The organism is Streptomyces yerevanensis (assembly GCF_000716805.1).
Classification (GTDB): Bacteria; Actinomycetota; Actinomycetes; order Streptomycetales; family Streptomycetaceae; genus Streptomyces; species Streptomyces flaveus.
In genome coordinates this window covers 108,473-129,860 of record NZ_JNWJ01000017.1, presented here as the reverse complement: position 1 = coordinate 129,860, position 21,388 = coordinate 108,473, and the positions used below count along the sequence as shown (strand labels likewise).

22 protein-coding genes are annotated in these 21,388 nt (G+C 68.9%); 17 read left to right on the top strand and 5 right to left on the bottom strand.

Annotated features, from left to right (window positions below; all coding sequences use genetic code 11):
- Positions 1–75 precede the first annotated feature (75 nt).
- The 14 genes from OP79_RS19970 to OP79_RS19905 all read left to right on the top strand — a co-directional run bounded on the left by OP79_RS19970 (position 76) and on the right by OP79_RS19905 (position 14,734).
- Positions 76–1,686, top strand: a complete 1,611-nt coding sequence (locus tag OP79_RS19970) for a BCCT family transporter (RefSeq protein ID WP_033321610.1) — start codon at positions 76–78, stop codon at positions 1,684–1,686.
- Complete coding sequence (locus tag OP79_RS19965) at positions 1,673–2,098, top strand: ester cyclase (protein WP_033321609.1); 426 nt, start codon at positions 1,673–1,675, stop codon at positions 2,096–2,098. Before OP79_RS19970 ends, OP79_RS19965 begins: the two co-directional genes overlap by 14 nt.
- Positions 2,099–2,124: 26 nt before the next feature.
- The gene (locus tag OP79_RS19960) at positions 2,125–2,625 is read left to right on the top strand and encodes a flavin reductase family protein (protein WP_245685389.1); all 501 of its coding nucleotides are present in this window, start codon (positions 2,125–2,127) and stop codon (positions 2,623–2,625) included.
- Positions 2,626–2,722: 97 nt separating this feature from the next.
- Entirely contained in the window at positions 2,723–3,391 is a 669-nt protein-coding gene (locus OP79_RS19955) for a GntR family transcriptional regulator (protein ID WP_033321607.1), read from the top strand.
- 232 nt (positions 3,392–3,623) lie between these two features.
- Positions 3,624–4,952: a type III glutamate--ammonia ligase gene (glnT, locus tag OP79_RS19950; RefSeq protein WP_033321606.1), complete on the top strand. Its 1,329-nt coding sequence runs from the start codon at positions 3,624–3,626 to the stop codon at positions 4,950–4,952.
- 22 nt (positions 4,953–4,974) lie between these two features.
- On the top strand, positions 4,975–5,841 hold the full coding sequence (locus OP79_RS19945; RefSeq protein ID WP_033321605.1) for a class II glutamine amidotransferase: 867 nt from the start codon (positions 4,975–4,977) through the stop codon (positions 5,839–5,841).
- Entirely contained in the window at positions 5,829–6,503 is a 675-nt protein-coding gene (locus tag OP79_RS19940; RefSeq protein WP_033321604.1) for a GltB/FmdC/FwdC-like GXGXG domain-containing protein, read from the top strand. Before OP79_RS19945 ends, OP79_RS19940 begins: the two co-directional genes overlap by 13 nt.
- Positions 6,504–6,518: 15 nt before the next feature.
- On the top strand, positions 6,519–7,838 hold the full coding sequence (locus tag OP79_RS19935) for an FMN-binding glutamate synthase family protein (protein ID WP_033321603.1): 1,320 nt from the start codon (positions 6,519–6,521) through the stop codon (positions 7,836–7,838).
- Positions 7,835–8,923, top strand: coding sequence for an FAD-dependent oxidoreductase (locus tag OP79_RS19930; protein ID WP_051744762.1), 1,089 nt, complete (start codon positions 7,835–7,837; stop codon positions 8,921–8,923). Before OP79_RS19935 ends, OP79_RS19930 begins: the two co-directional genes overlap by 4 nt.
- A 9-nt stretch (positions 8,924–8,932) precedes the next feature.
- Positions 8,933–9,556 (top strand): helix-turn-helix domain-containing protein, encoded by a 624-nt coding sequence (locus tag OP79_RS19925; RefSeq protein WP_033321601.1) that lies wholly within the window; start codon positions 8,933–8,935, stop codon positions 9,554–9,556.
- 102 nt (positions 9,557–9,658) lie between these two features.
- Positions 9,659–10,957: an ammonium transporter gene (locus OP79_RS19920; protein ID WP_033321600.1), complete on the top strand. Its 1,299-nt coding sequence runs from the start codon at positions 9,659–9,661 to the stop codon at positions 10,955–10,957.
- Positions 10,958–11,809: 852 nt separating this feature from the next.
- Complete coding sequence (locus OP79_RS19915) at positions 11,810–13,102, top strand: aromatic ring-hydroxylating oxygenase subunit alpha (protein ID WP_033321599.1); 1,293 nt, start codon at positions 11,810–11,812, stop codon at positions 13,100–13,102.
- 18 nt (positions 13,103–13,120) lie between these two features.
- Positions 13,121–13,450 (top strand): hypothetical protein, encoded by a 330-nt coding sequence (locus tag OP79_RS19910; protein ID WP_033321598.1) that lies wholly within the window; start codon positions 13,121–13,123, stop codon positions 13,448–13,450.
- Between the two features lie 24 nt (positions 13,451–13,474).
- Positions 13,475–14,734, top strand: a complete 1,260-nt coding sequence (locus OP79_RS19905) for a metal-dependent hydrolase family protein (RefSeq protein WP_033321597.1) — start codon at positions 13,475–13,477, stop codon at positions 14,732–14,734.
- A 194-nt stretch (positions 14,735–14,928) separates the two neighbouring features.
- On the opposite strand, the gene OP79_RS19900 is transcribed toward OP79_RS19905, so the two are convergent.
- A complete protein-coding gene (locus tag OP79_RS19900) occupies positions 14,929–15,591 on the bottom strand; it encodes a TetR/AcrR family transcriptional regulator (protein ID WP_033321596.1) in 663 nt (220 codons plus the stop codon).
- A gap of 316 nt (positions 15,592–15,907) precedes the next feature.
- On the opposite strand from OP79_RS19900, the gene OP79_RS19895 reads away from it, so the two are divergent.
- Genes OP79_RS19895 through OP79_RS19885 form a run of 3 tightly spaced genes read left to right on the top strand, consistent with a single transcriptional unit; the run spans position 15,908 to position 18,764 of the window.
- Positions 15,908–16,762, top strand: a complete 855-nt coding sequence (locus tag OP79_RS19895) for an acyl-CoA dehydrogenase family protein (RefSeq protein ID WP_033321595.1) — start codon at positions 15,908–15,910, stop codon at positions 16,760–16,762.
- Complete coding sequence (locus tag OP79_RS19890) at positions 16,759–17,913, top strand: acyl-CoA dehydrogenase family protein (RefSeq protein ID WP_033321594.1); 1,155 nt, start codon at positions 16,759–16,761, stop codon at positions 17,911–17,913. The genes OP79_RS19895 and OP79_RS19890 overlap by 4 nt, the downstream gene beginning before the upstream one ends.
- A 56-nt stretch (positions 17,914–17,969) precedes the next feature.
- Positions 17,970–18,764 (top strand): enoyl-CoA hydratase, encoded by a 795-nt coding sequence (locus OP79_RS19885; protein WP_078491898.1) that lies wholly within the window; start codon positions 17,970–17,972, stop codon positions 18,762–18,764.
- A 34-nt stretch (positions 18,765–18,798) separates the two neighbouring features.
- Here OP79_RS19885 and OP79_RS19880 read toward each other — a convergent pair whose 3' ends face one another.
- From OP79_RS19880 to OP79_RS19865, 4 genes are read right to left on the bottom strand one after another with little or no spacing between them, the layout of a single operon-like run.
- A complete protein-coding gene (locus OP79_RS19880) occupies positions 18,799–19,206 on the bottom strand; it encodes a MarR family winged helix-turn-helix transcriptional regulator (RefSeq protein ID WP_051744769.1) in 408 nt (135 codons plus the stop codon).
- A gap of 31 nt (positions 19,207–19,237) precedes the next feature.
- A complete protein-coding gene (locus tag OP79_RS19875; protein ID WP_051744761.1) occupies positions 19,238–19,798 on the bottom strand; it encodes a carboxymuconolactone decarboxylase family protein in 561 nt (186 codons plus the stop codon).
- Positions 19,795–20,526 carry an SDR family NAD(P)-dependent oxidoreductase gene (locus OP79_RS19870; protein ID WP_033321591.1) on the bottom strand — a complete coding sequence of 244 codons (732 nt, stop codon included), beginning with the start codon at positions 20,524–20,526 and terminating at the stop codon, positions 19,795–19,797. Before OP79_RS19870 ends, OP79_RS19875 begins: the two co-directional genes overlap by 4 nt.
- Positions 20,523–21,332, bottom strand: a complete 810-nt coding sequence (locus OP79_RS19865) for a TauD/TfdA dioxygenase family protein (protein ID WP_033321590.1) — start codon at positions 21,330–21,332, stop codon at positions 20,523–20,525. Before OP79_RS19865 ends, OP79_RS19870 begins: the two co-directional genes overlap by 4 nt.
- Between the last annotated feature and the right edge of the window lie 56 nt (positions 21,333–21,388).

Sequence of the window (21,388 nt, the reverse complement as noted above, 5' to 3'; positions counted from 1 at the left end):
CAATCCGCGACCTGCCTTACTGCCACTTGTATGCCAGCATCGGTGGCCATCGGCCCCGCGGACCCAAGGAGTTTCATGTCCAGTGACCTTGGAACAGGCGCGGAAACGACGCCCGCCACGCCGTCGGGGAGCGGTGGGGAAAGCCCCACGGATGGCACCGGCACCGGCACCGGCCACGACGGCGGCGGCAAGCTCGGCTCCGTTTTCTGGACCTCGATCGGTATCTCCGCCGTCTTCGTAGCCTGGGCGGTGCTCTTCACCGACAACCTGAACGAGGTCACGAACGACTCGCTGAACTGGGTGACGGCCACGTTCGGCTGGAGCTACCTGGTGGTCACGCTCGCCCTCCTGGTCTTCCTGGTGTTCCTGGCCTTCAGCCCCGCAGGCGACCTCCGACTGGGCAAGGACAGCGACCGTCCCGAGTTCTCGACGCCGACCTGGTTCGCCATGATCCTCAGCGCTGTCATGGGTATCGGACTGGTCTCGTACGGTGTCGCCGAACCGATCTCCCACCTGGCGACGCCACCGCACGGTCTCGCCGAGCCGAACACCCCTGCGGCAGCGGTGCGCGCTCTCCAGTACTCCTACTTCGACTGGGGCCTGCACGCCTGGGCGATCTTCGCCGTCTTCGGTCTGGCCATCGCGTACTCGACCTACCGCAAGGGCCGGCGCACCCTGGTGAGCCAGCTGTTCGTGCCGCTGCTCGGCGACCGCGTGAACGGGCCGATCGGCAAGGCGATCGACGTGCTCGCCGTGTTCGCGACGCTCTTCGGCACCACGACGTCCCTGGGCCTTGGAGCTCTCCAGGTCAACAACGGTCTCGGCAGGTTGTTCGGGGTCCCGGTCAACTCGGTGAGCCAGGTGCTCATCATCGCCGCCGTCACATCGGTCTTCACGCTCTCGGCGGTGACCGGTGTCAGCAAGGGCATCAAGTTCCTGAGCCAGGGCAGTTCGCTGCTGGCGGCCGCGCTGTTCGTCTTCATGCTGATCGTCGGCCCGGCCGTGTTCCTCGCGAACCTGTACATCGAGTCCGTGGGCCAGTGGGCCACCGACTTCTTCCGTATGAGCCTGCAGGGCACCGCGTTCGGCGGCCTCGAGTGGATGCAGTGGTGGACCTACTTCATGATGGCCTGGTGGGTCTCCTGGGGCGCCTTCGTGGGTGTCTTCCTCGCCCGTATCTCACGTGGCCGCACCATCCGCGGCTTCATCACGGGTGTCCTGGTCGTCCCCAGCGTGGTGTTCTTCACCTGGTTCACCGTCTTTGGCGGTACGGCGATCCACCTCGACCTGTTCGAGGGCGGCGACATCGCCAAACAGACCACGGCTGACATCAACAGCGCGTTCTTCGCGACCCTCGACCACTTCCCGCTTGCCACTGTCACATCGGTGATCGCGATCATCCTGGTCGTGATGTTCTTCGTCTCCGGCGCGGACGCCAACACCTACGTGCTGTCCATGATGACCTCGGACGGATCGCTCACCCCGCGTCGTTCGGTACTCATCCTCTGGGGCGTCCTCACGGGTGTCACCGCCGTCGTCCTCATGCTCGCCGGCGGACTGAACGCCCTTCAGAACACCGTCATCGTGACGTCCTTGCCCTTCCTCGTGATCATCGCCGGCCTGGCGGTGTCCTTCTGGAAGGAGCTGAGTGCAGATCGAAAGGAGAAGACCGATGTCGCACTCTGACGCCCGTCGTGGGCTCATCGAGAAGGAGTGGGCCGCGGCCTGGGGCCAGGGTGACGTCGATGCCCTCGACGCGCTGCTGAGCCCGGCGTACCTCCGCCACGGAGGAAACCCGCACCCGCAGGACCTGAACGCCTTCAAAGCCGCGATCGTCTCGACCCGAGAGGCCTTCCCGGACCTGGTCACGACCATCGACGACATCGTCGTCGAAGGCGACAGGGCCGCGATCCGCTGGCACAGCAGCGGAACCCATGTGAACTCGTTCCTCGGTGTCCCTCCCACCAAGCGGCACGTCGAGGTCAGCGGCGCCACGTTCGCCCGCTTCGAGGGGGACCGGATCGTCGAGGAGCACGTGACGTGGGATCCCAGAGCGCTGCTCTCGGCGCTGGGCGTCATCCGGGTGGGACAGGACTGACGATCAAGATGACCAGGAGCATCTCCATGGCCCTTGCCTCGAAGCCCGACCTCGACATGATGAAGCAGGTCAACCGGCAGTTCGTCACCGGTGTCACGGTCGTGACCGCGATGGACGGAGAGACCCCCAGAGGACTGGCCGTCAACGCGTTCTCGAGCATCTCGCTCGACCCCGCCACCGTGATGGTGTGCGTCCAGCGCACCTCGTCCACCCACGACTGTCTGTTCCGGGCGGACCACCTCGCGATCAACATCCTGTCCACGGACCAACTCGACGTCGTCGGTACGTTCGCAAGCAAGGCCGACGACAAGTTCAAGGACCTGGACTGGGAGAGCGGCCCGTTCGGCAGCCCGCTGATCGCCCGGAGCAGCGCGCAGATGGAGGCCGAGATCCGCGAGCGGCTCCAGGCCAGCACTCACACCGTCTTCATCTGCCGCGTGGTGCACGCCGCGGTCGCCGAGCACCATCCGATGGTCTACAGCGCGGGTAAGTTCTTCGACGGCGGCGCGCTCGCACCGCTGGGATGACCGGCGGGCGGCTCGGGAGATGGAGGAGGGTTCGGTGAATCGCGCACAGAGCGAACCGAAGTGGGGGTCCCCCCGGCCGGAGGCCGGGGGAGGGTCGATGCAGGCCAGGGTGATCGCCGAAATGCGCCGGCGGATCATCAAGGGAGACATCGAGCCCGGGGCTCCACTCTCGGAGCTCGCTCTCGCGGAAGAGTTCGGCGTCAGTCGTACGCCGGTACGCGAAGCCCTCAAGCAGCTGCAGACCGAAGGGCTGGTGGAAATCCGGCCCCGCGTCGGGACGTTCGTCACCACTCCCTCCCGCCGCGAAATAACCGAGCTCTTCGAGATGAAGGAGCTCCTCGAGGGCGCGGCCGCCCGCCTTCTCGCCCGGCGGGGCCGGGTCCCGGAGATCGACATGCTCGAGCGAAACCTGCGCGAGGCCGATGAAGCGGTGGCACGGGACGACAGGGAGCGGTACGCGGAGTTGGTCCAGGAGTTCCACGACCTACTCATCTCCGGGGCCGACAACAGCAAACTGGAAGCCCATTACCGGATGCTCATGAACCAGCTGGCCTACTCCCGGCTGGTGAACACGTCGCTGAGTCAGCCTGGCCGCCCCCTCCAGTCGGACCGTGAACACCACCTCGTCCTGGAGCTGATCCTGGAGAAGGACGGCGACAGCGCCGAGCACGTGATGCGTGAGCACGTCAGGGCCAGCCGACGTGCGCTGCTGGCGGGGCTGCCCATCGGCGGTGCGAACGAGAGGTTCGGCACGGCAGGTTCCTGATACCGGGCCCACCCAGCCCGTTCATTGCGCCCACCTGGCCGCCAACGAGCCGTATGCCGCAATCTTCTGACGGTACATCAGGGCCGGGTTCCGCCTCTTCGGGGGCGGCGCCCGGCCCTTCGGCTTACGGGGACCTTCCACCGCTGAAATCCTCCCGTAACTCCAGAGGTGTCTACTCATAGGCAACAATGATTCATCACAGTAGACACCCCATCCCGACCAGGGAGGCCCCATGACGACCGACCCAGCAGCGGACGCCCCCGATCTCGCCGAGTTGGTCCGCGCCGACGGCATCGAGTTCGTGCTTGCCGTCTTCGTCGACCTGACCGGCAAGCCGTGCGCCAAGCTCGTCCCGGCCCAGGCCGTCGAGGAACTCCGCGACGAGGGCGTCGGGTTCGCCGGATACGCGGCCGGCGCCCTCGGCCAGCAGCCCAGCGACCCCGATGTCATCGCCCGGCCGGACGCCTCCTCGTACACACCCGTCCCCTTCATCAAGCCCGGTCTCGCCCTCGTCCACTGCGACCCGTACGTGGAGGGCGAACCCTGGCCCTATGCACCCCGCGTCATCCTGCGCAGGCTGCTGGAGCGGGCCGCGGCCCAGGGACTCTCCCTGGCCGTGGGCGCAGAGGTCGAGTACTTCCTGGTCAACCGGGACGAGCACGGCGTGCTCAGCGTCGCCGATGCCAAGGACACCGCGCGGCAGCCTTGTTACGACGCGCGCGGCCTGACCCGGATGTACGACCATCTCACCGCGGTCTCCAGTGCCATGAACGCGCTCGGCTGGGGCAACTACGCCAACGACCACGAGGACGGCAACGGCCAGTTCGAGCAGAACTTCAAGCACGCCGACGCCCTCACCACCGCCGACCGGGTCATCACCATGCGCTACCTGGTGTCGATGCTGGCCGAACAGCGCGGCATGACGGCCACGTTCATGCCCAAGCCGTTCACCGACCGCACCGGCACCGGCATGCACCTGCACATGTCGCTGTGGCGGGGCGGCGAACCCGCCTTTCCCGACGCCACCGACGGGCGCGGACTCGGTCTCTCCCCGATCGCCTACTCCTTCGTCGCCGGGATCGTCGAGCACGCGCGGGCACTCCAGGCCGTGATCGCGCCGACCGTCAACTCGTACAAGCGCACCGGTGCGGTGAACACCCGCTCAGGTGCCACCTGGTCGCCGCGCGTGGCGAGTTACGGCGGCAACGATCGCACCCACTTCATCCGCGTCCCCGACGGCAACCGCATCGAGCTGCGCGGGGGAGACGGCGCCGCCAACCCCTATCTCGCCGCTGCCGCCGCGCTTGCCGCCGGCCTCGACGGCATCGAACGCGGCCTCGACCCGGGCGAGCCCGGGGAGGCCGGCAAGGGCCCGGAACTTCCGCCCACCCTGCTGCACGCCGTCGAGGCCCTCCAGGCGGACGACGTGATCAGCGGCGCGCTGGACGCAGCAGGCACCGGGGTCAGCCGGTACTTCGCCGACCTCAAGCGTGAGGAGTTCTTCGACTGGCACGCCACGGTCGGCCCCTGGGAGCTCGACCGGTATCTGACCGCCTTCTGACCGCCTTCTGAAGGGACTTGAGATGTGCGGAATCGTGGGGCTCCATCTGCGTGAGCCCTCCCTCGAACCACGGCTCGGCGAACTGCTGACCGCGATGCTCGGCCAGGTCGTCGAACGCGGCCCCGACTCGGCCGGTGTCGCGGTCTACGGCGACCCGCGCCTGTCCCCGCCGGGACGCGCTGTCGTCTCGCTGCTGGGGGTCACGCCGACCGAGGCGGAGGCCGCGCTGCCCGGTGCCGTGGCCGTCGCAGCCGACGCCACCACGGTGGTGCACGGGGACACCGACCTGCTCACAGCCATCCAGGCCGCACTGCCCCACGCCACCGTCATCGGCTCCGGCGTTGACATGGCCGTACTCAAGGGCACGGGAAATCCCGTGGAGTTGGCGGACGCCTTCGGACTCTCCACCGTCACCGGATGGCAGGGCGTCGGCCACACCCGGATGGCCACCGAGTCGGCCGTCACGCCAGAGGGGGCCCATCCCTTCTCCGTCGGCCCCGGTCAATGTCTGGTGCACAACGGCTCCTTCGCCAACCACGCCACCATTCGCCGTGAACTGCGCGCCCAGGGTGTCGAGTTCGACAGCGAGAACGACTCCGAGGTCGGCGCCCGCTTCATCGCGCACCAACTGGAGCAGGGCGCCGACCTGGAGAAGGCGCTGCGGCTGCTGTGCGAGCGGTTCGACGGCTTCTACACACTGCTCGTGTCCACCGGCGACTCCTTCGCGGTCGTCCGCGACGCGATCGCCTGCAAGCCGGCGCTCGTCGCCGAAACCGACGCGTGGGTCGCGATGGCCTCCGAGTACCGGGCGCTGGACGTCCTGCCGGGCATCGAGCACGCCCGCATCTTCGAACCCGAGCCGGAAGAGGTGTACGTATGGCGACGCTGATCGACCTGGCCGAGACTCCCGTGCGGGACCTCAACCAGGCACTGCACGAGGCGCCGGTGGCGTCCTGGCGCGTGCTCAACCCCCGCGGTGCGCACGCCGTCGCCTGCGGCATCCGTGACAACTTCACCGTCGACATCGAGGGGCACGTCGGCTACTACTGCGCCGGCATGAACCAGCAGGCCACGGTCACCGTTCACGGCAACGCAGGGACAGGGGTTGCCGAGAACATGATGTCCGGCACGGTCCGGGTGCGCGGCAACGCCTCCCAGTCCGCCGGTGCCACCGCCCACGGCGGCCTGCTCGTGATCGACGGGGACGCCTCCGCGCGCTGCGGGATCTCCATGAAGGGCGTGGACATCGTCGTCGGCGGCAGCGTCGGCCACATGAGCGCCTTCATGGGGCAGGCCGGACGCCTCGTGGTGTGCGGCGACGCGGGCGACGCACTGGGGGACTCACTGTACGAGGCCCGCATCTACGTCAGGGGCACGGTCAAATCACTCGGCGCCGACTGCGTCGAGAAGGAGATGAGTGCTGAACACCTCGCAGAACTCGCCGAGTTGCTCAAGGCGGCCGAGCGTGACGAGGACCCTGCCGACTTCCGCCGGTACGGCTCGGCCAGGCAGCTCTACCACTTCAAGGTCGACAACACGACAGCGTACTGAGGGAGTTCGACGATCATGGAACCCGCATCCCACGGCCTGCGCGAGTCGGCGACCTTCGACCGCGCCACCATCCACGCCATCCAGCGCGCCGCCGAGACCGGCATCTACGACATCCGCGGCTGGGGCGCCAAACGGAAACTCCCGCACTTCGACGACCTGTTGCTGCTCGGCGCCTCCATGTCCCGCTATCCGCTGGAGGGTTACCGCGAACGCTGCGACACGGACGTCGTCCTCGGCACCCGGCACGCCAAGCACCCCCTGCGGCTCGCCACCCCCGTCACCATCGCCGGCATGAGCTTCGGCGCCCTGTCCGCCCAGGCCAAGGAGGCCCTCGGCCGCGGTGCCAGTGAGGTCGGCACCTCGACGACCACCGGCGACGGCGGCATGACCCCCGAGGAGCGCGGTCACTCCAAGCACCTCGTCCACCAGTACCTGCCGTCCCGCTACGGCATGAACCCCGACGACCTGCGCGCCGCCGACGCCATCGAGGTCGTCCTCGGCCAGGGCGCCAAACCCGGCGGCGGAGGCATGCTGCTCGGCCAGAAGATCACCGAACGGGTCGCCGGGATGCGGACGCTGCCCATCGGCATCGACCAGCGCAGCGCCTGCCGCCACCCCGACTGGACCGGCCCCGACGACCTCGCCATCAAGATCCTCGAACTGCGCGAGATCACCGACTGGGAGAAGCCGGTCTATGTGAAGGTCGGCGCGACACGGACGTACTACGACGTGAAGCTCGCCGTGCACGCGGGCGCCGACGTCGTGGTCGTCGACGGCATGCAGGGCGGCACGGCCGCCACCCAGGACGTGTTCATCGAACACGTCGGTATCCCCACCCTGGCCGCCCTGCCCCAGGCCGTCCAGGCGCTGCAGGAGCTGGGCGTCCACCGCGAGGTCCAACTGATCGTCTCGGGCGGCATCCGCAGCGGCGCCGACATGGCCAAGGCGCTCGCCCTCGGCGCGGACGCGGTCGCCATCGGCACGGCCGCGCTGATCGCGCTCGGCGACAACCACCCGAAGTATGACGCCCAGTACCGCGAACTCGGCTCCGCCGCAGGCTACTTCGACGACTACCAGGACGGCCGCGACCCCGCCGGCATCTCCACCCAGGACGAGGAACTCGCCGCCCGCCTCGACCCCGCCGAGGCCGGCCGCCGACTCGCCAACTTCCTCCGCGTGATGACCATGGAGGCCCAGACCCTCGCCCGCGCCTGCGGCAAGGCCCACCTCCTCCATCTCGAGCCGGAGGACCTGGTCGCTCTTACCATCGAGTCCGCTGCCATGGCCCGCGTCCCGCTCGCGGGTACGAACTGGATCCCCGGGGAGGGCCTGTGATCGCCGTCGTAGGCGCTGGGCTGATGGGCGCGGCCACCGCCTGGCAACTGGCCCGGCGTGGCCACGAGGTCACACTCATCGAGGCGTACGACATCGCCCACAGGCACGGCAGTTCGCACGGTAGCTCGCGGATCTTCCGGCGGGCGTACGCCGACCCCTTCTACGTACGGCTGACCGGGCAGGCGCACGAGCAGTGGCGGGAGCTGGAGGACGACAGCTCGACTCCCTTGCTGCGCACGACCGGTGGCATCGACATGGGCGAGGACCGCGCCCCGGAGGCGATCGCCGGCCTCCTTGCCGCGGTCGGCGTGCCTCACGAGCTCCTCGGCCCGGAAGCCGCCTCGGAGCGCTGGCCGTACATCCGCATCACGGGCCCGGTGCTCCACCATCCGGACGCGGGCGTGGTCGACGCCGACGAGACCGTCGTGGCCTGCGTACGGCGGGCGATCGAACACGGCGCGGAAGCGATCATCGGCGTGCGCGTCACGGGCATCGACGTCCGGGGCGGCGAGAGGGTTCTGCTGCACACCGACGACGGCCGTGAGATCGTCGCGGACACCGTGGTGATCGCCGCGGGATCCTGGCTGCCCGAGCTCGAACTGCCCGTCGCCCTGCCGCCGTTGCGGGTGACCCAGCAGCAGGTTTTCCACTTCCGGCAGCGCGATCCATCCGTGAAGTGGCCGACCCTGGTCTGGGACGGCGCGCTGCACCTCTACGGCCTGCCGTCGGGAAGCGACGGCGGCCCGCTCCCCGCGGTCAAGGTCGCCGAGCACGACCGCGGCACGCCCACCACCGCCCGTACCCGCAACGGCGTCGTCGACCCGTCGTCGCGGACTCGGGTGAGCGGCTTCGTCCGCGACCGGCTCCCGGGCCTCGAGCCCGACCCGGTGGCCGAAGCGACCTGCCTCTACACCACCACCCCCGACGAGGACTTCGTCCTCGACCGCCACGGCCCGCTGGTCATCGTCTCCCCGTGCTCCGGCCACGGCGCCAAGTTCGCCCCGCTCATCGGCGCGATGGCCGCCGACCTCGCCACCGGCCGTACCGAGCCCCACCCCCGATTCCGCCTGGACCGCGCGGGCTAGGATGCGCCGGTGACCGAGCACCCGGAACCCGCAGCGGACTCCCAGGACTCCGACGACCAGGCGCTGGAGCGCATCATCGCGGTCCGGGCCCGCGAGTACCGGCAGGCGGCGGGGCTGTCGGTCGGCGAGATGGCGCAGCGGGTCGGCATCTCCAAGGCCATGCTGTCGAAGATCGAGAACGCCCAGACCGCGTGCAGCCTCACCACGCTCTCCCGGCTCGCGCGCGGTCTCGACGTCCCGGTCACCGCCCTGTTCCGCGGCATGGACGACGAACGCGAGGCCGTCTTCGTCCCCGCCGGGCACGGCGCCCGGATCGTACGGCGCGGCACCCGCGTCGGTCATGAGTACGCCCAGCTCGGCTCGCTGCGGGGCGCCCACAAACGGATGGATGCCCTGCTGGTCACGCTGACCGAACAGAGCGAGGTCTTCCCGCTCTTCCAGCACGCCGGCACCGAGATCATCTACATGCTGGAAGGCGTCATGGTGTACGGCCACGGCAAGTCCAGCTACACCCTGCGCCCCGGCGACGCCCTGCAGTTCGACGGCGAGGCCCCGCACGGCCCGGAGCGGCTGGTCGAGTTGCCGATCCGCTTCCTGACAGTGACGGCCTTCGGGGACAGCCCGCAGCACTGAAACCCGGTGTTAATCGGCCACGGAAGTGTCTTGTAACGCACCTCCAGTCTACTGCGGTGAAACGATGTTTCTTCCTGCTGGACCTCTCCGCGGAGCGTGCGCATGGACACCGGAAGTACCGCTTGGATGCTCGCGAGCACGGCACTCGTCCTTCTGATGGTGCCGGGCCTGGCGCTCTTCTACGGTGGCATGGTCGCCGCCAAGAGCGTCCTGAACATGATCATGATGACCTTCGGGTCCGTCGCCCTGGTCGGCTGCATCTGGGTCGTCTACGGCTACTCGGCCTCCTTCGGCGACTCGATGGGAGGCGCCGGAATCCTCGGTGACGTCACCGAGTACTTCGGCCTGAGCGACGTCATCAAGGACGACCCGAAGGCCACCATCCCGCTCTCCGTCTTCGCTGCCTTCCAGGCCCTGTTCGCAGCCCTCACCGCCGCACTGATCTGCGGTGCGATCTCCGACCGCATCAAGTTCGGCGCCTGGATGGCCTTCACCGGCATCTGGGTCACCCTGGTCTATCTGCCCGTCGCCCACTGGGTGTTCGCCTTCGACGGCGACGACGTCGTCGGCGGCTGGATCGTCAACGAGCTCGGCGCCATCGACTTCGCCGGGGGCACGGCCGTACACATCAACGCCGGCGCGGCGGCCCTGGCGATGATCCTGGTCCTCGGTAAGCGCATCGGCTGGCAGAAGGGTGCCAAGAACGGCGAACGGCCGCACAACCTGCCCCTGGTGATGCTCGGCGCCGGCCTGCTCTGGTTCGGCTGGTTCGGCTTCAACGGCGGCTCCGCGCTGACCTCCAGCAACGCCGCCTCCGTCGTCGTACTCAACACCTTCACCGCCACCTGCTCCGCGATGCTCGGCTGGCTCCTCGTCGAGAAGCTCCGCGACGGCCATCCCACCAGCCTCGGCGCCGCCTCCGGAGCCATCGCCGGACTCGTCGCCATCACCCCCTCCTGCGGCGCCGTCTCCCCGCTCGGCGCGCTCGCCCTCGGCGCGATCGGCGGAGCGGTCTGTGCCCTCGCCGTCGGCCTCAAGTACAAGTTCGGCTACGACGACTCCCTCGACGTCGTCGGCATCCACCTCGTCGGCGGCCTCACCGGTACCCTCCTGGTCGGCATCCTCGCCACCTCCGACGCCCCGAACGGCGTCGACGGCCTCCTCTACGGCGGCGGTCTCTCCCTCCTTGGCAAGCAAGCGGTAGGCGCCTTCGCCGTCCTCCTGTACTCCTTCGCCGTGACGTGGCTGATCGCCAAGGCGCTCGACAAGACGATGGGCCTGCGGGTGAGCCCCGAGGAGGAGCAGGAGGGTGTCGACGTCCACCTGCACGCGGAGAGCGCCTACGACCTCACGCACCCACCGACCACCGCCCCGACCCCGGAGCCTGCCGCTGCGGGATAGGGGCCGTACGGGAGGACTGCAGCCTCGGGGCGGGGCGGCCGGACATCTGCGGACGGTGCAGCACGAGGTGCCTGCGCCGAGCACACGCGTGCGCGTCCGGTCCGCCTGCCCTCGGCCCCGGGCGCCTGCGGAGAACGGGCACCTGACGGTCAGGGACTCTCCGCCGGGTGACCCCACTTACCGCCTGGGCGCGTGTTTCCCCCACCGCCCCGAAGTCCTGGATGCCGCAGAAGCGGGTCCTGGTTCCGGAGGCCCCGGGCCGCGCGTTCACCGAAGTCCAGTGGGTCACCGCTCAGAGCGAGATCCCCACCTGGCGTGCCGCGTCCGGACGGGCGTTCAACTGCATGGTCGGCCGGAAGCATCCTGACCGGAACCCGGGCCGTGCTTCGGGCACGAGATCAGCGCGGTGCGAAGTCGGGATGCCGATCTGCTCCGATACCGGCAGGCGGGGCGATCGTGTCCGCTGCCTACCGGCGTTGCGGTAGCGCCAGACAGTGGCCAATGCGGTCCGGGCGCCGTGGCCTCAGCAGGGCCCACCGCCGCCGAGAGTTGTCGTCGCACTTCAGGGGAGGGCGGAGGCGTACTGCGACGCCATGCGGCCGCTGCCGGACACGTCGGCGGTCAGTACCCGGTTGCTGTCGGTGGAACCGGTGCGGGCCCGTGTGAACAGTTCGGCGTTGCGTCAGGTCGGGCGGCACTCGGAGTCGAGGACTTCATGCGCGGATCCCGGCGAATCAGCGGCGCCGCCTTGACGTGCACCGAAAAGCGAGAATACCGTTCTCGCATCCAGAGATCGATGTTACCGATCGTGATCGGTGTGATCGGTGCAGCCCGACCGGAGGACCAGATCTCATGCCGCACTTCAAGAAGCCCGCCGAGGGCAGCTGGACCGAGCACCTCAAGATCGGGACGGAGCCGGTCTCCTACGAGGACTCGATCTCCCCGGAGCAGTACGAGCGCGAGCGCGAGGCCATCTTCAAGCGGACGTGGCTGAACGTCGGCCGTGTCGAGCAACTCCCCAGGAAGGGCAGCTACTTCACCAAGGAGCTGGACGCGGCGCGTACCTCCGTCGTCGTGGTGCGCGGCACGGACGGCGAGGTCCGGGCCTTCCACAACGTGTGCCGGCACCGCGGGAACAAGCTGGTGTGGAACGACTTCCCGCGCGAGGAAACCAGCGGTGTCTGCCGCCAGTTCACGTGCAAATACCACGCCTGGCGCTATGACCTCGACGGCAAGCTCGCCTTCGTGCAGCAGGAGGGCGAGTTCTTCGACCTGGACAAGTCCGCGTACGGGCTCAAGCAGGTGCGGACCGAGGTGTGGGAAGGCTTCGTCTTCGTCAACCTCGACCCGGAGAACACCACGCCGCTGCGCGAGTACTTGGGGGAGTTCGCCAAAGGGATCGAGGGCTATCCGTTCCACAAGCTCACTCAAGTGCACAAGTACCGCGCGGAGATCGGCAGTAACTGGAAGCTGTTCATCGACGCGTTCGCCGAGTTCTACCACGCACCGATCCTGCACTCCGGCCAGTACATGGCCGAGGAGGCCCGCAAGATCCAGAAATACGGCTACGAGGCGCTGCACTACGACATCGACGGCCCGCACAGCATGGTGTCCTCCTGGGGCGGTATCGCCCCTCCGCACGACCGCAAGATGGTCAAGCCCATCGAAGCCGCCCTGCACAGCGGCCTGTTCGGGCCGTGGGACGCGCCCGACATCGGTCTGGCCCCGGAGGATCTGCCGCCCTCGATCAATCCGAGCCGGGACAAGCGATGGGGCATGGACTCGTTCGTCTTCTTCCCCAACTTCATGCTGCTGATCTGGCGGCCCAACTGGGTGCTCACGTACCACTACTGGCCGACGTCGTACAACACGCACATCTTCGAGGGGACGTGCTACTTCGTCCCGCCCGAGAACGCCTTCCAGCGCCTCCAACAGGAGCTCGCCGCCGTCTCGTTCAAGGAGTACGGCCTGCAGGACGGCAACACCCTGGAAGCCACGCAGACCATGCTGGAATCCCGCGCGGTGCGGGAGTTCCCCCTCAACGACCAGGAGGTTCTGCTGCGGCACCTGCACCAGACCGCCCGGGCGTACGTGGAAGATCACCAGCGACGCGGCGCCGAAGCCGGTACTCCGGCCACATCCTGACCCGAGGAGAACCGAACCATGGCCAGTGTCTTTCCCGACGGCTTCGAAGCCCTGGAGCCCTTCGCCGACTGGGCGGTCCGGGGCGAGAAAGCCCGCTACGCGAAGCGCCTCGCCAGCACCATGGACGAGCTCGACGCCTTCTACAACGCGGCGTTCCCGCTGCTCCAGTCCAGCAAGGACTATCTGGAGCAGGTCTCCATGGACGACATCTCCGAACAGGACAAGCGGCTGCTGTGGCTGTTCTGCGCGCTGGTGACCGTCGCCTTCCCCGTGGAGGCGTGGCGCCAGCCGAGGGTTCCCGACTCAGGCCCGTCGAGCATCGACGCGATCCTCGAACCGGTCGTGTGACCACTGGCCCGAAGGAGCCGAGCGATGCCCCGACCGCGCACCCCGCAACCGCCCGTCCTGCTCCGCGCCGCGCGCCTGCTCGACGTCGACAAGGGCGAGTACGTCACTCCTGGCGAACTGCTCGTCGAGGGCGAGCACATCACCAAGGTCTCGCCCACCTCCCTGCCCGAGGGCACCATGGTGGTCGACCTCGGTGAACTGACCCTGCTCCCCGGTCTGATGGACATGGAGGTCAACCTGCTGCTCGGGGGTCCGGACCACCGAAGTCCCCTCGTCGCGGTGCAGGACGACCCGGCCGTGCGCACCCTGCGTGCCGTGGCCAACGCGCGCCGTACCCTGCGCGCGGGCTTCACGACGGTGCGCAATCTCGGCCTGTTCATCCAGACAGGCGGACTGCTGCTCGACGTCGCTCTGCAGAAGGCGATCGACCACGGCTGGATCGACGGACCGCGCGTCGTCCCCGCAGGGCACGCGATCACGCCGACCGGAGGGCACCTGGACCCGACGATGTTCCAGGCGTTCGCCCCGCACGTCCTGCCCCTGACGGTGGAGGAGGGCATCGCGAACGGGGTCGACGAGGTGCGGAAGGCCGTCCGCTACCAGATCAAGCACGGAGCCCGGGTCATCAAGGTCTGTGCGTCGAACGGCGTCATGTCGCACACCGGCCCGGCCGGTGCCCAGCAGTACTCCGACGAGGAACTGCGCGCCATCGTCGACGAGGCCCATCGCGCGGGCCGCAAGGTCGCCGCGCACTGCATGGGCGAACAGGCCGTCCGGGCCGCGCTGGACGCGGGCATCGACTGCATCGAACACGGTTTCCTCACCAGCGGGGCCACGCTCGACCTGATGGCCGAGCGAGGCACCTTCCTCGTGGCCACGACATCCCTCGCCGACGACATGGACCTCTCGCAGGCCGACCCCGAACTCCGGGCCAAGGCCGGCGAGGTGTTCCCCCGCGCACGGGCCACCATCTCCGAGGCCGTACGCCGCGGCGTCCGTGTCGCCTGCGGCTCCGACGCCCCCGCGATCCCGCACGGCCGTAACGCCAGGGAACTGGTCGCCCTCGTGAACCGGGGCATGTCCCCGCTCGACGCGATCCGCGCCGCGACGACCGTCTCCGCCGACCTCGTCGATGTGGACGACCGTGGCCGTCTCGACGCGGGCCTGCTCGCCGACGTGATCGCCGTTCCCGGTGATCCGCTCTCGGACATCACGGTCACTACGGACGTCCGCTACGTCATGAAAGGCGGACAGGTCCACCGCGACGACACCGCTGCCGCCTGAGGAGAGCGAGACCCCGCCTTACGCGAGGACCGGGAGGAGCTGCGGCAGATCCGCCGTCGGATGTTGCCGGTCGCCCATTGGACGACGGGGTACGCCTTGTCCGTCGCTCCAGCCATGAGGAGAACGGTACTCTCGTGTACGGAGAATTGTAATGACGCCCAAGCCGTCACCGGTCAAGCCGACGGAAGTGCTGGTCAGGTGCCCCCGCTGATCCCGCCCAGGCAGAACTCCCAGACCTCCTCGGCGGTCACGGCAGTCGCATGGCTCTCGGCAGGCACGCCCGTCGTCTGGGCCGTGAACATCGCGGTCTGCATGACCAGCGACGCCACGCGGCGCGGCTTTGTCGCACGTGTGTCCCCCGACTCCACGGCCTCCTCCACCAGTTCGGTGAAGACGTCGAGCAGCGGCATGTGCGCGGTGGCCACTTGCGCGGGATGCGCGGCGAGCAGCTGCATGGCGAAGTCCGTGAACAAGGGGCTCTGCTTGCCGGGTCGCGGCTGTGACTGCTTGTAGAGCAGCTCCACCGCGATCCGCAGGCGCTCCAGCGGCTTCTTGGCTGCCGATGTCGCTTCGCGGATCTCGGCCGCGGACTTGGCCAGCGCGTCCTCGAACAGGGCGAGCAGCAGCTCGTGCTTGCCGTCGAAGTGCTGGTAGAAGCTGCGCAACGACTGCTTGGACCGCTCGACCACCTCCTGCACGGTGAAGTCGGTGGTGCCCTTCTCGGCGATGAGTTCCTGGGCCGCGTCCAGGAAGCGCTGGATCCGCTGCTCGGCGCGGAGTTTGGCGGCACGGGTGGACCGCTCGACGGCGCGCTGGCGCCAGGCGGGCGGAGCGGGCTCTGCGGGGACGGCGTTCATTTGCAGAACGATACTCCACGCATGTGAAAAGAAAGGGGTGGTGCCCTACCGAATCACGCATCACAAGAAGCAAGACTATTACTTGCCCAAAACGAGAATGCTATTCTCGCCGTGTGTGGTCCGGCGGCGAGCATCCGCTCGGCTCGCGCGGCCGGGCGGACGGTGCGCCATGCGGGAGCGACCGGCTGCCTCCGCCGGGCCACGCCCCGCCGGCCCGACCCGGGCGGCCTCACCTCGGAAAGGCCGGCCTTGCCACCGCTGCCCAGGCCGTCGCACCCGCCCAGCCGACTCGGCTGAAAGGAAGTGAGGACGCACGATGGAGTTCGTACTCGACGAGGACCAGCTGATGCTGCGGCGCAGCGTCCGCGAGGCTCTCGCCAAGTCCCGCTCCCGGAGTGAGCGGGAGCAGTGGGCGCTGTACCAGGGGCTGGGCTGGCTGGAGGCTCCGCCTGTCGAACTCGCCCTGATTCTAGAAGAGTTGGGGTACGTCGCCGACGCCACACCTTTCCTGGCGTCGGCCACGTGGTTCGCGCCACTGGCCGGGCGGCTCCCCGACGGCGCGGGCACCGCGGTCTTCGACGGGGCAGGCCGGTATGTCCTCGACGCCGACCGCGCCGACGAGATCGCGTTGCGCACGGCGGACGGGGTCCGGGTGGTGCCCGCAGGCGAGCTGACCGTGGAGCCGGTCGAGGTGTTTGACCCAGCCCTCCATGTCGCGCACGTACGGGCTCCGGACGCCGCCGACGGCATACCCGACCTCGCCCTCATGGGTCTCGCCGCGACCACGGTGGGCAGCTGCCGGCGCATCCTCGACCTCGTCGTCGCCCATGTGAAGGAGCGCCACCAGTTCGGTCGTCCTCTCGGAGCGTTCCAGGCCGTCAAGCACAAGGCCGCCGACATGTACGTGGCGATCGAACGTGCCCGCGCCCTCACCCACTTCAGCGCGCTCACCCTCGCCGAGTGCGACGGCCGCCGCCACCGCGCCGCCCACATGGCGAAGGCCGCGGCGGGGGAGTGCCAGCGTCTTGTCTTCCGGCACGGGCTGCAGCTCTTCGGCGCCATGGGCTTCACCTGGGAGAACGAACTCCAGATCCACCTGAAGCGGGCCAAGGCGTGCGACCTGTTGCTGGGCACCGCCGCCACACACAGGAAGGCGCTGCTGACCCGATGAAGCTCGCCGACGATCCCGACGTCCAGGAATTCCGCACGCAGTTCGCCGCCTTCCTCGACGCCCACCTGCCCACCGAGGCGGAGGCGAGCGAGCGATCCCGCTCCAGCGCCCACGTACCCGAGTGGGCCAGGCGCTGGCAGCGCGCCCTCTTCGATGCGGGCTGGCTGCTGCCGGGACAGCCGCCGGAGTTCGGCGGACGCAACGCAAGCCTGCCCCAACAGCTCGCTCACCTGGAGGAGTTGGCGCGTCGCCGCATCTACCACAGCTTCAACCCGCAGGGCCTCGGCATCGTCGCCGCCTCCCTCATCAGCTTCGGCACCGAGGAGCAGAAGCAACGCTGGGCGATACCGGTCCTGCGCGCCGAGATCACCGCCGCGCTCGGCATGAGCGAACCCGGCGCGGGTTCCGACCTGGCCTCGCTGAGCACCCGCGCCGTCCTGGACCCGGACGGCGACCACTTCACCGTCAACGGCCAGAAAGTGTGGACCTCCGGCGCTCACGACGCCGACATCCTGCTCACCTTCGTCCGCACCGACCCGGACGCCCCGAAGCACCACGGCATCAGCGTCCTGGTGATCCCCACCGACACCGATGGTGTGGTGCGCCGCCCCTTCGGCTCCCTGGCCGCGCCCGACGACCTCGACTTCAACGAGGTGTTCTTCGCGGACGTCCGCGTCCCGCGCGAGAACCTCATCGGCCCGCTCAACGAGGGATGGCGCGTGGCCAACGGATCGCTCGGGCACGAACGCACCCTGCTGTGGCTCAGCTTCGCCGAACGCCTCGACGACCTGATCCGCGACGCCCCGAGCGAGGAGGAGTGGTACGCGACCCTTCTCATGGACGCCCAGGCCCTGCGCCTGCTCGGGTACCGCCAGCTCGGCCCCGACCGGGACCCCGCGGAGATCTCCGTGCTCAAACTCCTCGGCTCCGAGACCGTACAAGAGGCATCCCTGCACGCACTGGAAGCACACGGTGCGGATGCCCTGAGGCACCCCGTGCGCACGGGCCCGTATCACCACATGAACGCCGAGGACTTCATCGCCAGCTGGTTCGAGCGGTACGCACGCAGTTTCGCCGGCACCATCGCGGGCGGCACCAGCGAGATCCAGCGCAACATCGTCGCCGAGCGCATCCTCGGCCTTCCACGCTGATCGCCGCCAAGCCAACCCCGTACGGCTGATCACCGTACGGGAGAAGGGACATGATCATGGATCAGATCCTGTACGAGGCGAAGGACGGCATCGCCGCCATCACGCTCAACCGGCCCGAGGTCGCGAACGCCCAGACCATGGCCCTGCTCGACGACCTCGACGTCGCCTGGACCCGGGCCGCGCAGGACGACGACGTCCGGGTGATCGTGCTGCGCGCCAACGGTCGGCACTTCTCCTCCGGGCACGACCTGAAGGACCGCTGGCCCGGACCCGGCGAGCTGACCCTGGAGTGGATCTACAACACCGAGGCGCGCCGCTATCTCGACTACTCGCTGCGCTGGCGCAACGTGCCCAAGCCGTCGATCGCCGCCGTGCAGGGCAAGTGCATCGCCGCGGGGCTGATGCTGTGCTGGCCGTGCGATCTCATCGTGGCCGCGGACAACGCCGAATTCTCCGACCCGGTCGTGCACATGGGCATCGGCGGCGTCGAATACCACGGCCACACCTGGGAGCTCGGCCCGCGCAAGGCCAAGGAGATCCTCTTCACCGGACGTCCCCTCACGGCCGGTGAAGCCGAGCAGGTCGGCATGGTCAACCGGGTCGTCCCCCTCGATGAGCTCGACGACGCGGCCCTGGAGCTGGCGGGGCGGATCGCGAAGATGCCCCCCTTCGGCCTGCGGCAGGCCAAGCGCGCCGTCAATCAGAGCCTCGACGTGCAGGGCTTCTACGCCGCCCTGCAGTCGGTCTTCGACATCCACCAGACCGGCCACGGAAACGCGCTGAGTGTCGACGGCTACCCGATCCTCACCCGCCTCGACGAGATGAAGAAGCAGCTCAAGCAGGAGGGGTGAGCGCCGGCGCCGGACGGATCCGCTCCGGGCGCGGCTACGGCCGCCCGTCCAGGCGCTCGAGGTCCGCACTGAAGCGCTGCAGACAGTGGGCGAAGGCGGCGATGTCCGCGTCGTCCCAGCCGGCCATGATGCGGTCCAGGCTCGCCACGATGCCCCTGCGCTCCGCGTCGAGAAGCCGCTCACCCTCTGCCGTGATCCGGAACTTGCGCGCCATGCCGCCTTCGGGATCGGGGATGTGCTCGAGAAGGCCCGCGCGAACGGCGGCCGCCGTCTGCCGGTTCAGCGTGGAGGCGTCCAGGTCGAAAGCGTCACAGAGCCGGCCGATGGACAGGGGTCCCTCGACGCGGATGCGGCTGAGCAGGATGTACGCGCTGCGGTCCAGGAGGCTGTCCTTGCGGCGCCCTTTTCGCTTGTGCAGGTGCAGATGGCGGCCGAGGAGCATCTGCTCGTACTCCACTTGGTCCGTGGCCCGGTCAGCCGCACTGCTCACGCGCACTCCCGTTGGCCGCCTCGTCGAATCCCTCGTCGTCCAGGCCGTCCTCGAGTTCCACCTCGAAGGTGTTGAAGGCCATGGCAAGGGTGCCGTATCCGCCCACCGTGAACACCAGGTCCATCATCTGCCGGTCGTCCAGGCCCTCCTGCTCGGCCAGCGCGGCGTACGTGGCGTCGGACAGGCGCGAGTCCCGGTCGAGTTCGTCGACCGCGCGGTTGAGCAGCGTGTCCGCTCCGGCCCGTACCGCCGCGATCTCATCCTCCGTCGCGCCCTTCCGGCGTGCCCCCGCCACGTGCTGCGCCCACTCGTACCGGCAGCGCCGCCGCCAGGCGATCCGCAGGATCGCCAGCTCGCGGAGTTTCGCCGGCAGCGTGCTCTTGGCCGCGAGGTGGGTGCTGAGGGTGAGGAAGGCCTTCGTCAGCTCGGGATGGTTGAGCAGGAAGCTGATCGAGTTGGCGTGCGGGACGGTGCGGCCGCCCGTCATGGGGAAGATGGCGTCCTGGTTCCATTCGGCATACGGCACGGGGTCGAGTCGCGTCATGTGTTGCGGCCTCCGTTCACTCCGAGAATCTGTCCCGTGATGTACCCGGCCTCCTCGGAGGCCAGGAAGGCGCACGCCGCCGCGATGTCCTCGGGGCGGCCGACCCGGCGCACCGGGGTGCGCGCGATGTGGTCCTCGACCGTCCCGCCGAGCAGCCGCCGGGACTCCGCCTTGCGGAGCATGGGGGTGTCGACGAAGCCCGGTGGCACCGCGTTCACCGTGATGCCGGCCGGGCCGAGTTCGAGGGCGAGGGACTTGGTCAGGCCGTTGACCGCCGACTTGGCGGCCACGTAGTGCGCCATGAACGGCTGCCCGGAGTGCGTGCTGGACGAGGAGATGTTGACGATGCGGCCCCAGCCGGCCGCGGTCATGTCGGGCAGCGTGGCCTGGATGCAGTGGAAGACCCCGTGGAGGTTGACGTTCACGACCCGCAGCCAGGCCTCGAAGGACAGCTCGGCGAAGCGCTTGAAGCCGTCCACGCCGGCCCCGTTGACCAGGATCGAGATGGGCCCGAGTCGCTCACGTACGGTGTCCATCGCCTTGTCGACCTGTCCGCGGTCCGTCACGTCGGCGGTCACCGGGAGCACGCCGTCGAGGTCGGCGGGCGCGAGGTCCACGGTCGCGACGCGATGCCCGTCCGCCGCCAGCCGGCAGGCGACTGCGTGCCCGATGCCGGACGCGCCGCCGGTCACGACCGCGGTCCGCGGCGGCGTCGCCGCGCCGCTCATCCGAAAGCCTCGTCGCCGACGACGGTGGTGCGGTGCAGCAGCCGTTCGGAGGAGCGGTCGTACGGCAGCGCGCGGTGCAGGATGGCGGTGTTGTCCCAGGCCACGAAGTCGCCGACCTGCCAGTCGTGGGTGTAGCGGAACCGCTCCTGGGTGCACCACTCCTGCAGCTCGTCCAGCAGCGCGCGGCCCTCGCCGGGTGCCATGCCGACGATGCGGTCGGCGGTGGTGCCGATGACGAGCGAGCGGCGGCCGTCGCGGCGCCGCCACACCAGGGACATCTCCCGCTCGGGCAGGCTGCGCCAGCGCGCCAGCTCCTTCTCGCTCGGGTCGGGCTTCGCCCGCAACTGGGCGGCGGCGAAGCTGTGCACGACGCGCAGGCTCTCGTAGCGCTTGCGGTCCTGCTCCGGCAGGTTCTCGTACGCGGCATAGGTGTTCGCGAACTCCGTGCCCCCGCCCGTCATGGCGACATGGCGGGCCGTGAGGGTCGTTGCCTTCACCGGGATGTCGTCGTCCGTCGTGCCGTCCAAGTGCCAGTGGAAGGTCCCTCGCAGGTACTCGGCCGAGGGGTTCTTCGACGGGTCCAGGGAGATCGGGAAGATCCTCTTGCCACGGACGCTGACCACCTCGCCCAGCTTGGAGCTGAGGGCGATCTGTTGCTCGTCGTCGAGGTTCAGCCCGCGGATGAGCAGCACGCCGCGCCACTTGAGGGCTTCGGCGCAGCGGGCGACGAGCTTCTCGTCCAGCGGGTCCGTCACGTGGGTGAACTCCACTCCCAGGGACGGGTTCAGGGCATGGGTCTCCGGCATGAAACTCCCCTTCCAAGTTACGAGAACAATATTCTCTGCATGTCGGCACGGGAAGG

Coding starts and splice junctions, on each gene's coding strand:
- OP79_RS19970 (WP_033321610.1), top strand. CDS start 76: ATGTCCAGTGACCTTGGAACAGGCGCGGAAACGACGCCCGCCACGCCG.
- OP79_RS19965 (WP_033321609.1), top strand. CDS start 1,673: ATGTCGCACTCTGACGCCCGTCGTGGGCTCATCGAGAAGGAGTGGGCC.
- OP79_RS19960 (WP_245685389.1), top strand. CDS start 2,125: ATGGCCCTTGCCTCGAAGCCCGACCTCGACATGATGAAGCAGGTCAAC.
- OP79_RS19955 (WP_033321607.1), top strand. CDS start 2,723: ATGCAGGCCAGGGTGATCGCCGAAATGCGCCGGCGGATCATCAAGGGA.
- glnT (WP_033321606.1), top strand. CDS start 3,624: ATGACGACCGACCCAGCAGCGGACGCCCCCGATCTCGCCGAGTTGGTC.
- OP79_RS19945 (WP_033321605.1), top strand. CDS start 4,975: ATGTGCGGAATCGTGGGGCTCCATCTGCGTGAGCCCTCCCTCGAACCA.
- OP79_RS19940 (WP_033321604.1), top strand. CDS start 5,829: ATGGCGACGCTGATCGACCTGGCCGAGACTCCCGTGCGGGACCTCAAC.
- OP79_RS19935 (WP_033321603.1), top strand. CDS start 6,519: ATGGAACCCGCATCCCACGGCCTGCGCGAGTCGGCGACCTTCGACCGC.
- OP79_RS19920 (WP_033321600.1), top strand. CDS start 9,659: ATGGACACCGGAAGTACCGCTTGGATGCTCGCGAGCACGGCACTCGTC.
- OP79_RS19915 (WP_033321599.1), top strand. CDS start 11,810: ATGCCGCACTTCAAGAAGCCCGCCGAGGGCAGCTGGACCGAGCACCTC.
- OP79_RS19910 (WP_033321598.1), top strand. CDS start 13,121: ATGGCCAGTGTCTTTCCCGACGGCTTCGAAGCCCTGGAGCCCTTCGCC.
- OP79_RS19905 (WP_033321597.1), top strand. CDS start 13,475: ATGCCCCGACCGCGCACCCCGCAACCGCCCGTCCTGCTCCGCGCCGCG.
- OP79_RS19900 (WP_033321596.1), bottom strand. CDS start 15,591: ATGAACGCCGTCCCCGCAGAGCCCGCTCCGCCCGCCTGGCGCCAGCGC.
- OP79_RS19895 (WP_033321595.1), top strand. CDS start 15,908: ATGGAGTTCGTACTCGACGAGGACCAGCTGATGCTGCGGCGCAGCGTC.
- OP79_RS19890 (WP_033321594.1), top strand. CDS start 16,759: ATGAAGCTCGCCGACGATCCCGACGTCCAGGAATTCCGCACGCAGTTC.
- OP79_RS19885 (WP_078491898.1), top strand. CDS start 17,970: ATGGATCAGATCCTGTACGAGGCGAAGGACGGCATCGCCGCCATCACG.
- OP79_RS19880 (WP_051744769.1), bottom strand. CDS start 19,206: ATGCTCCTCGGCCGCCATCTGCACCTGCACAAGCGAAAAGGGCGCCGC.
- OP79_RS19875 (WP_051744761.1), bottom strand. CDS start 19,798: ATGACGCGACTCGACCCCGTGCCGTATGCCGAATGGAACCAGGACGCC.
- OP79_RS19870 (WP_033321591.1), bottom strand. CDS start 20,526: ATGAGCGGCGCGGCGACGCCGCCGCGGACCGCGGTCGTGACCGGCGGC.
- OP79_RS19865 (WP_033321590.1), bottom strand. CDS start 21,332: ATGCCGGAGACCCATGCCCTGAACCCGTCCCTGGGAGTGGAGTTCACC.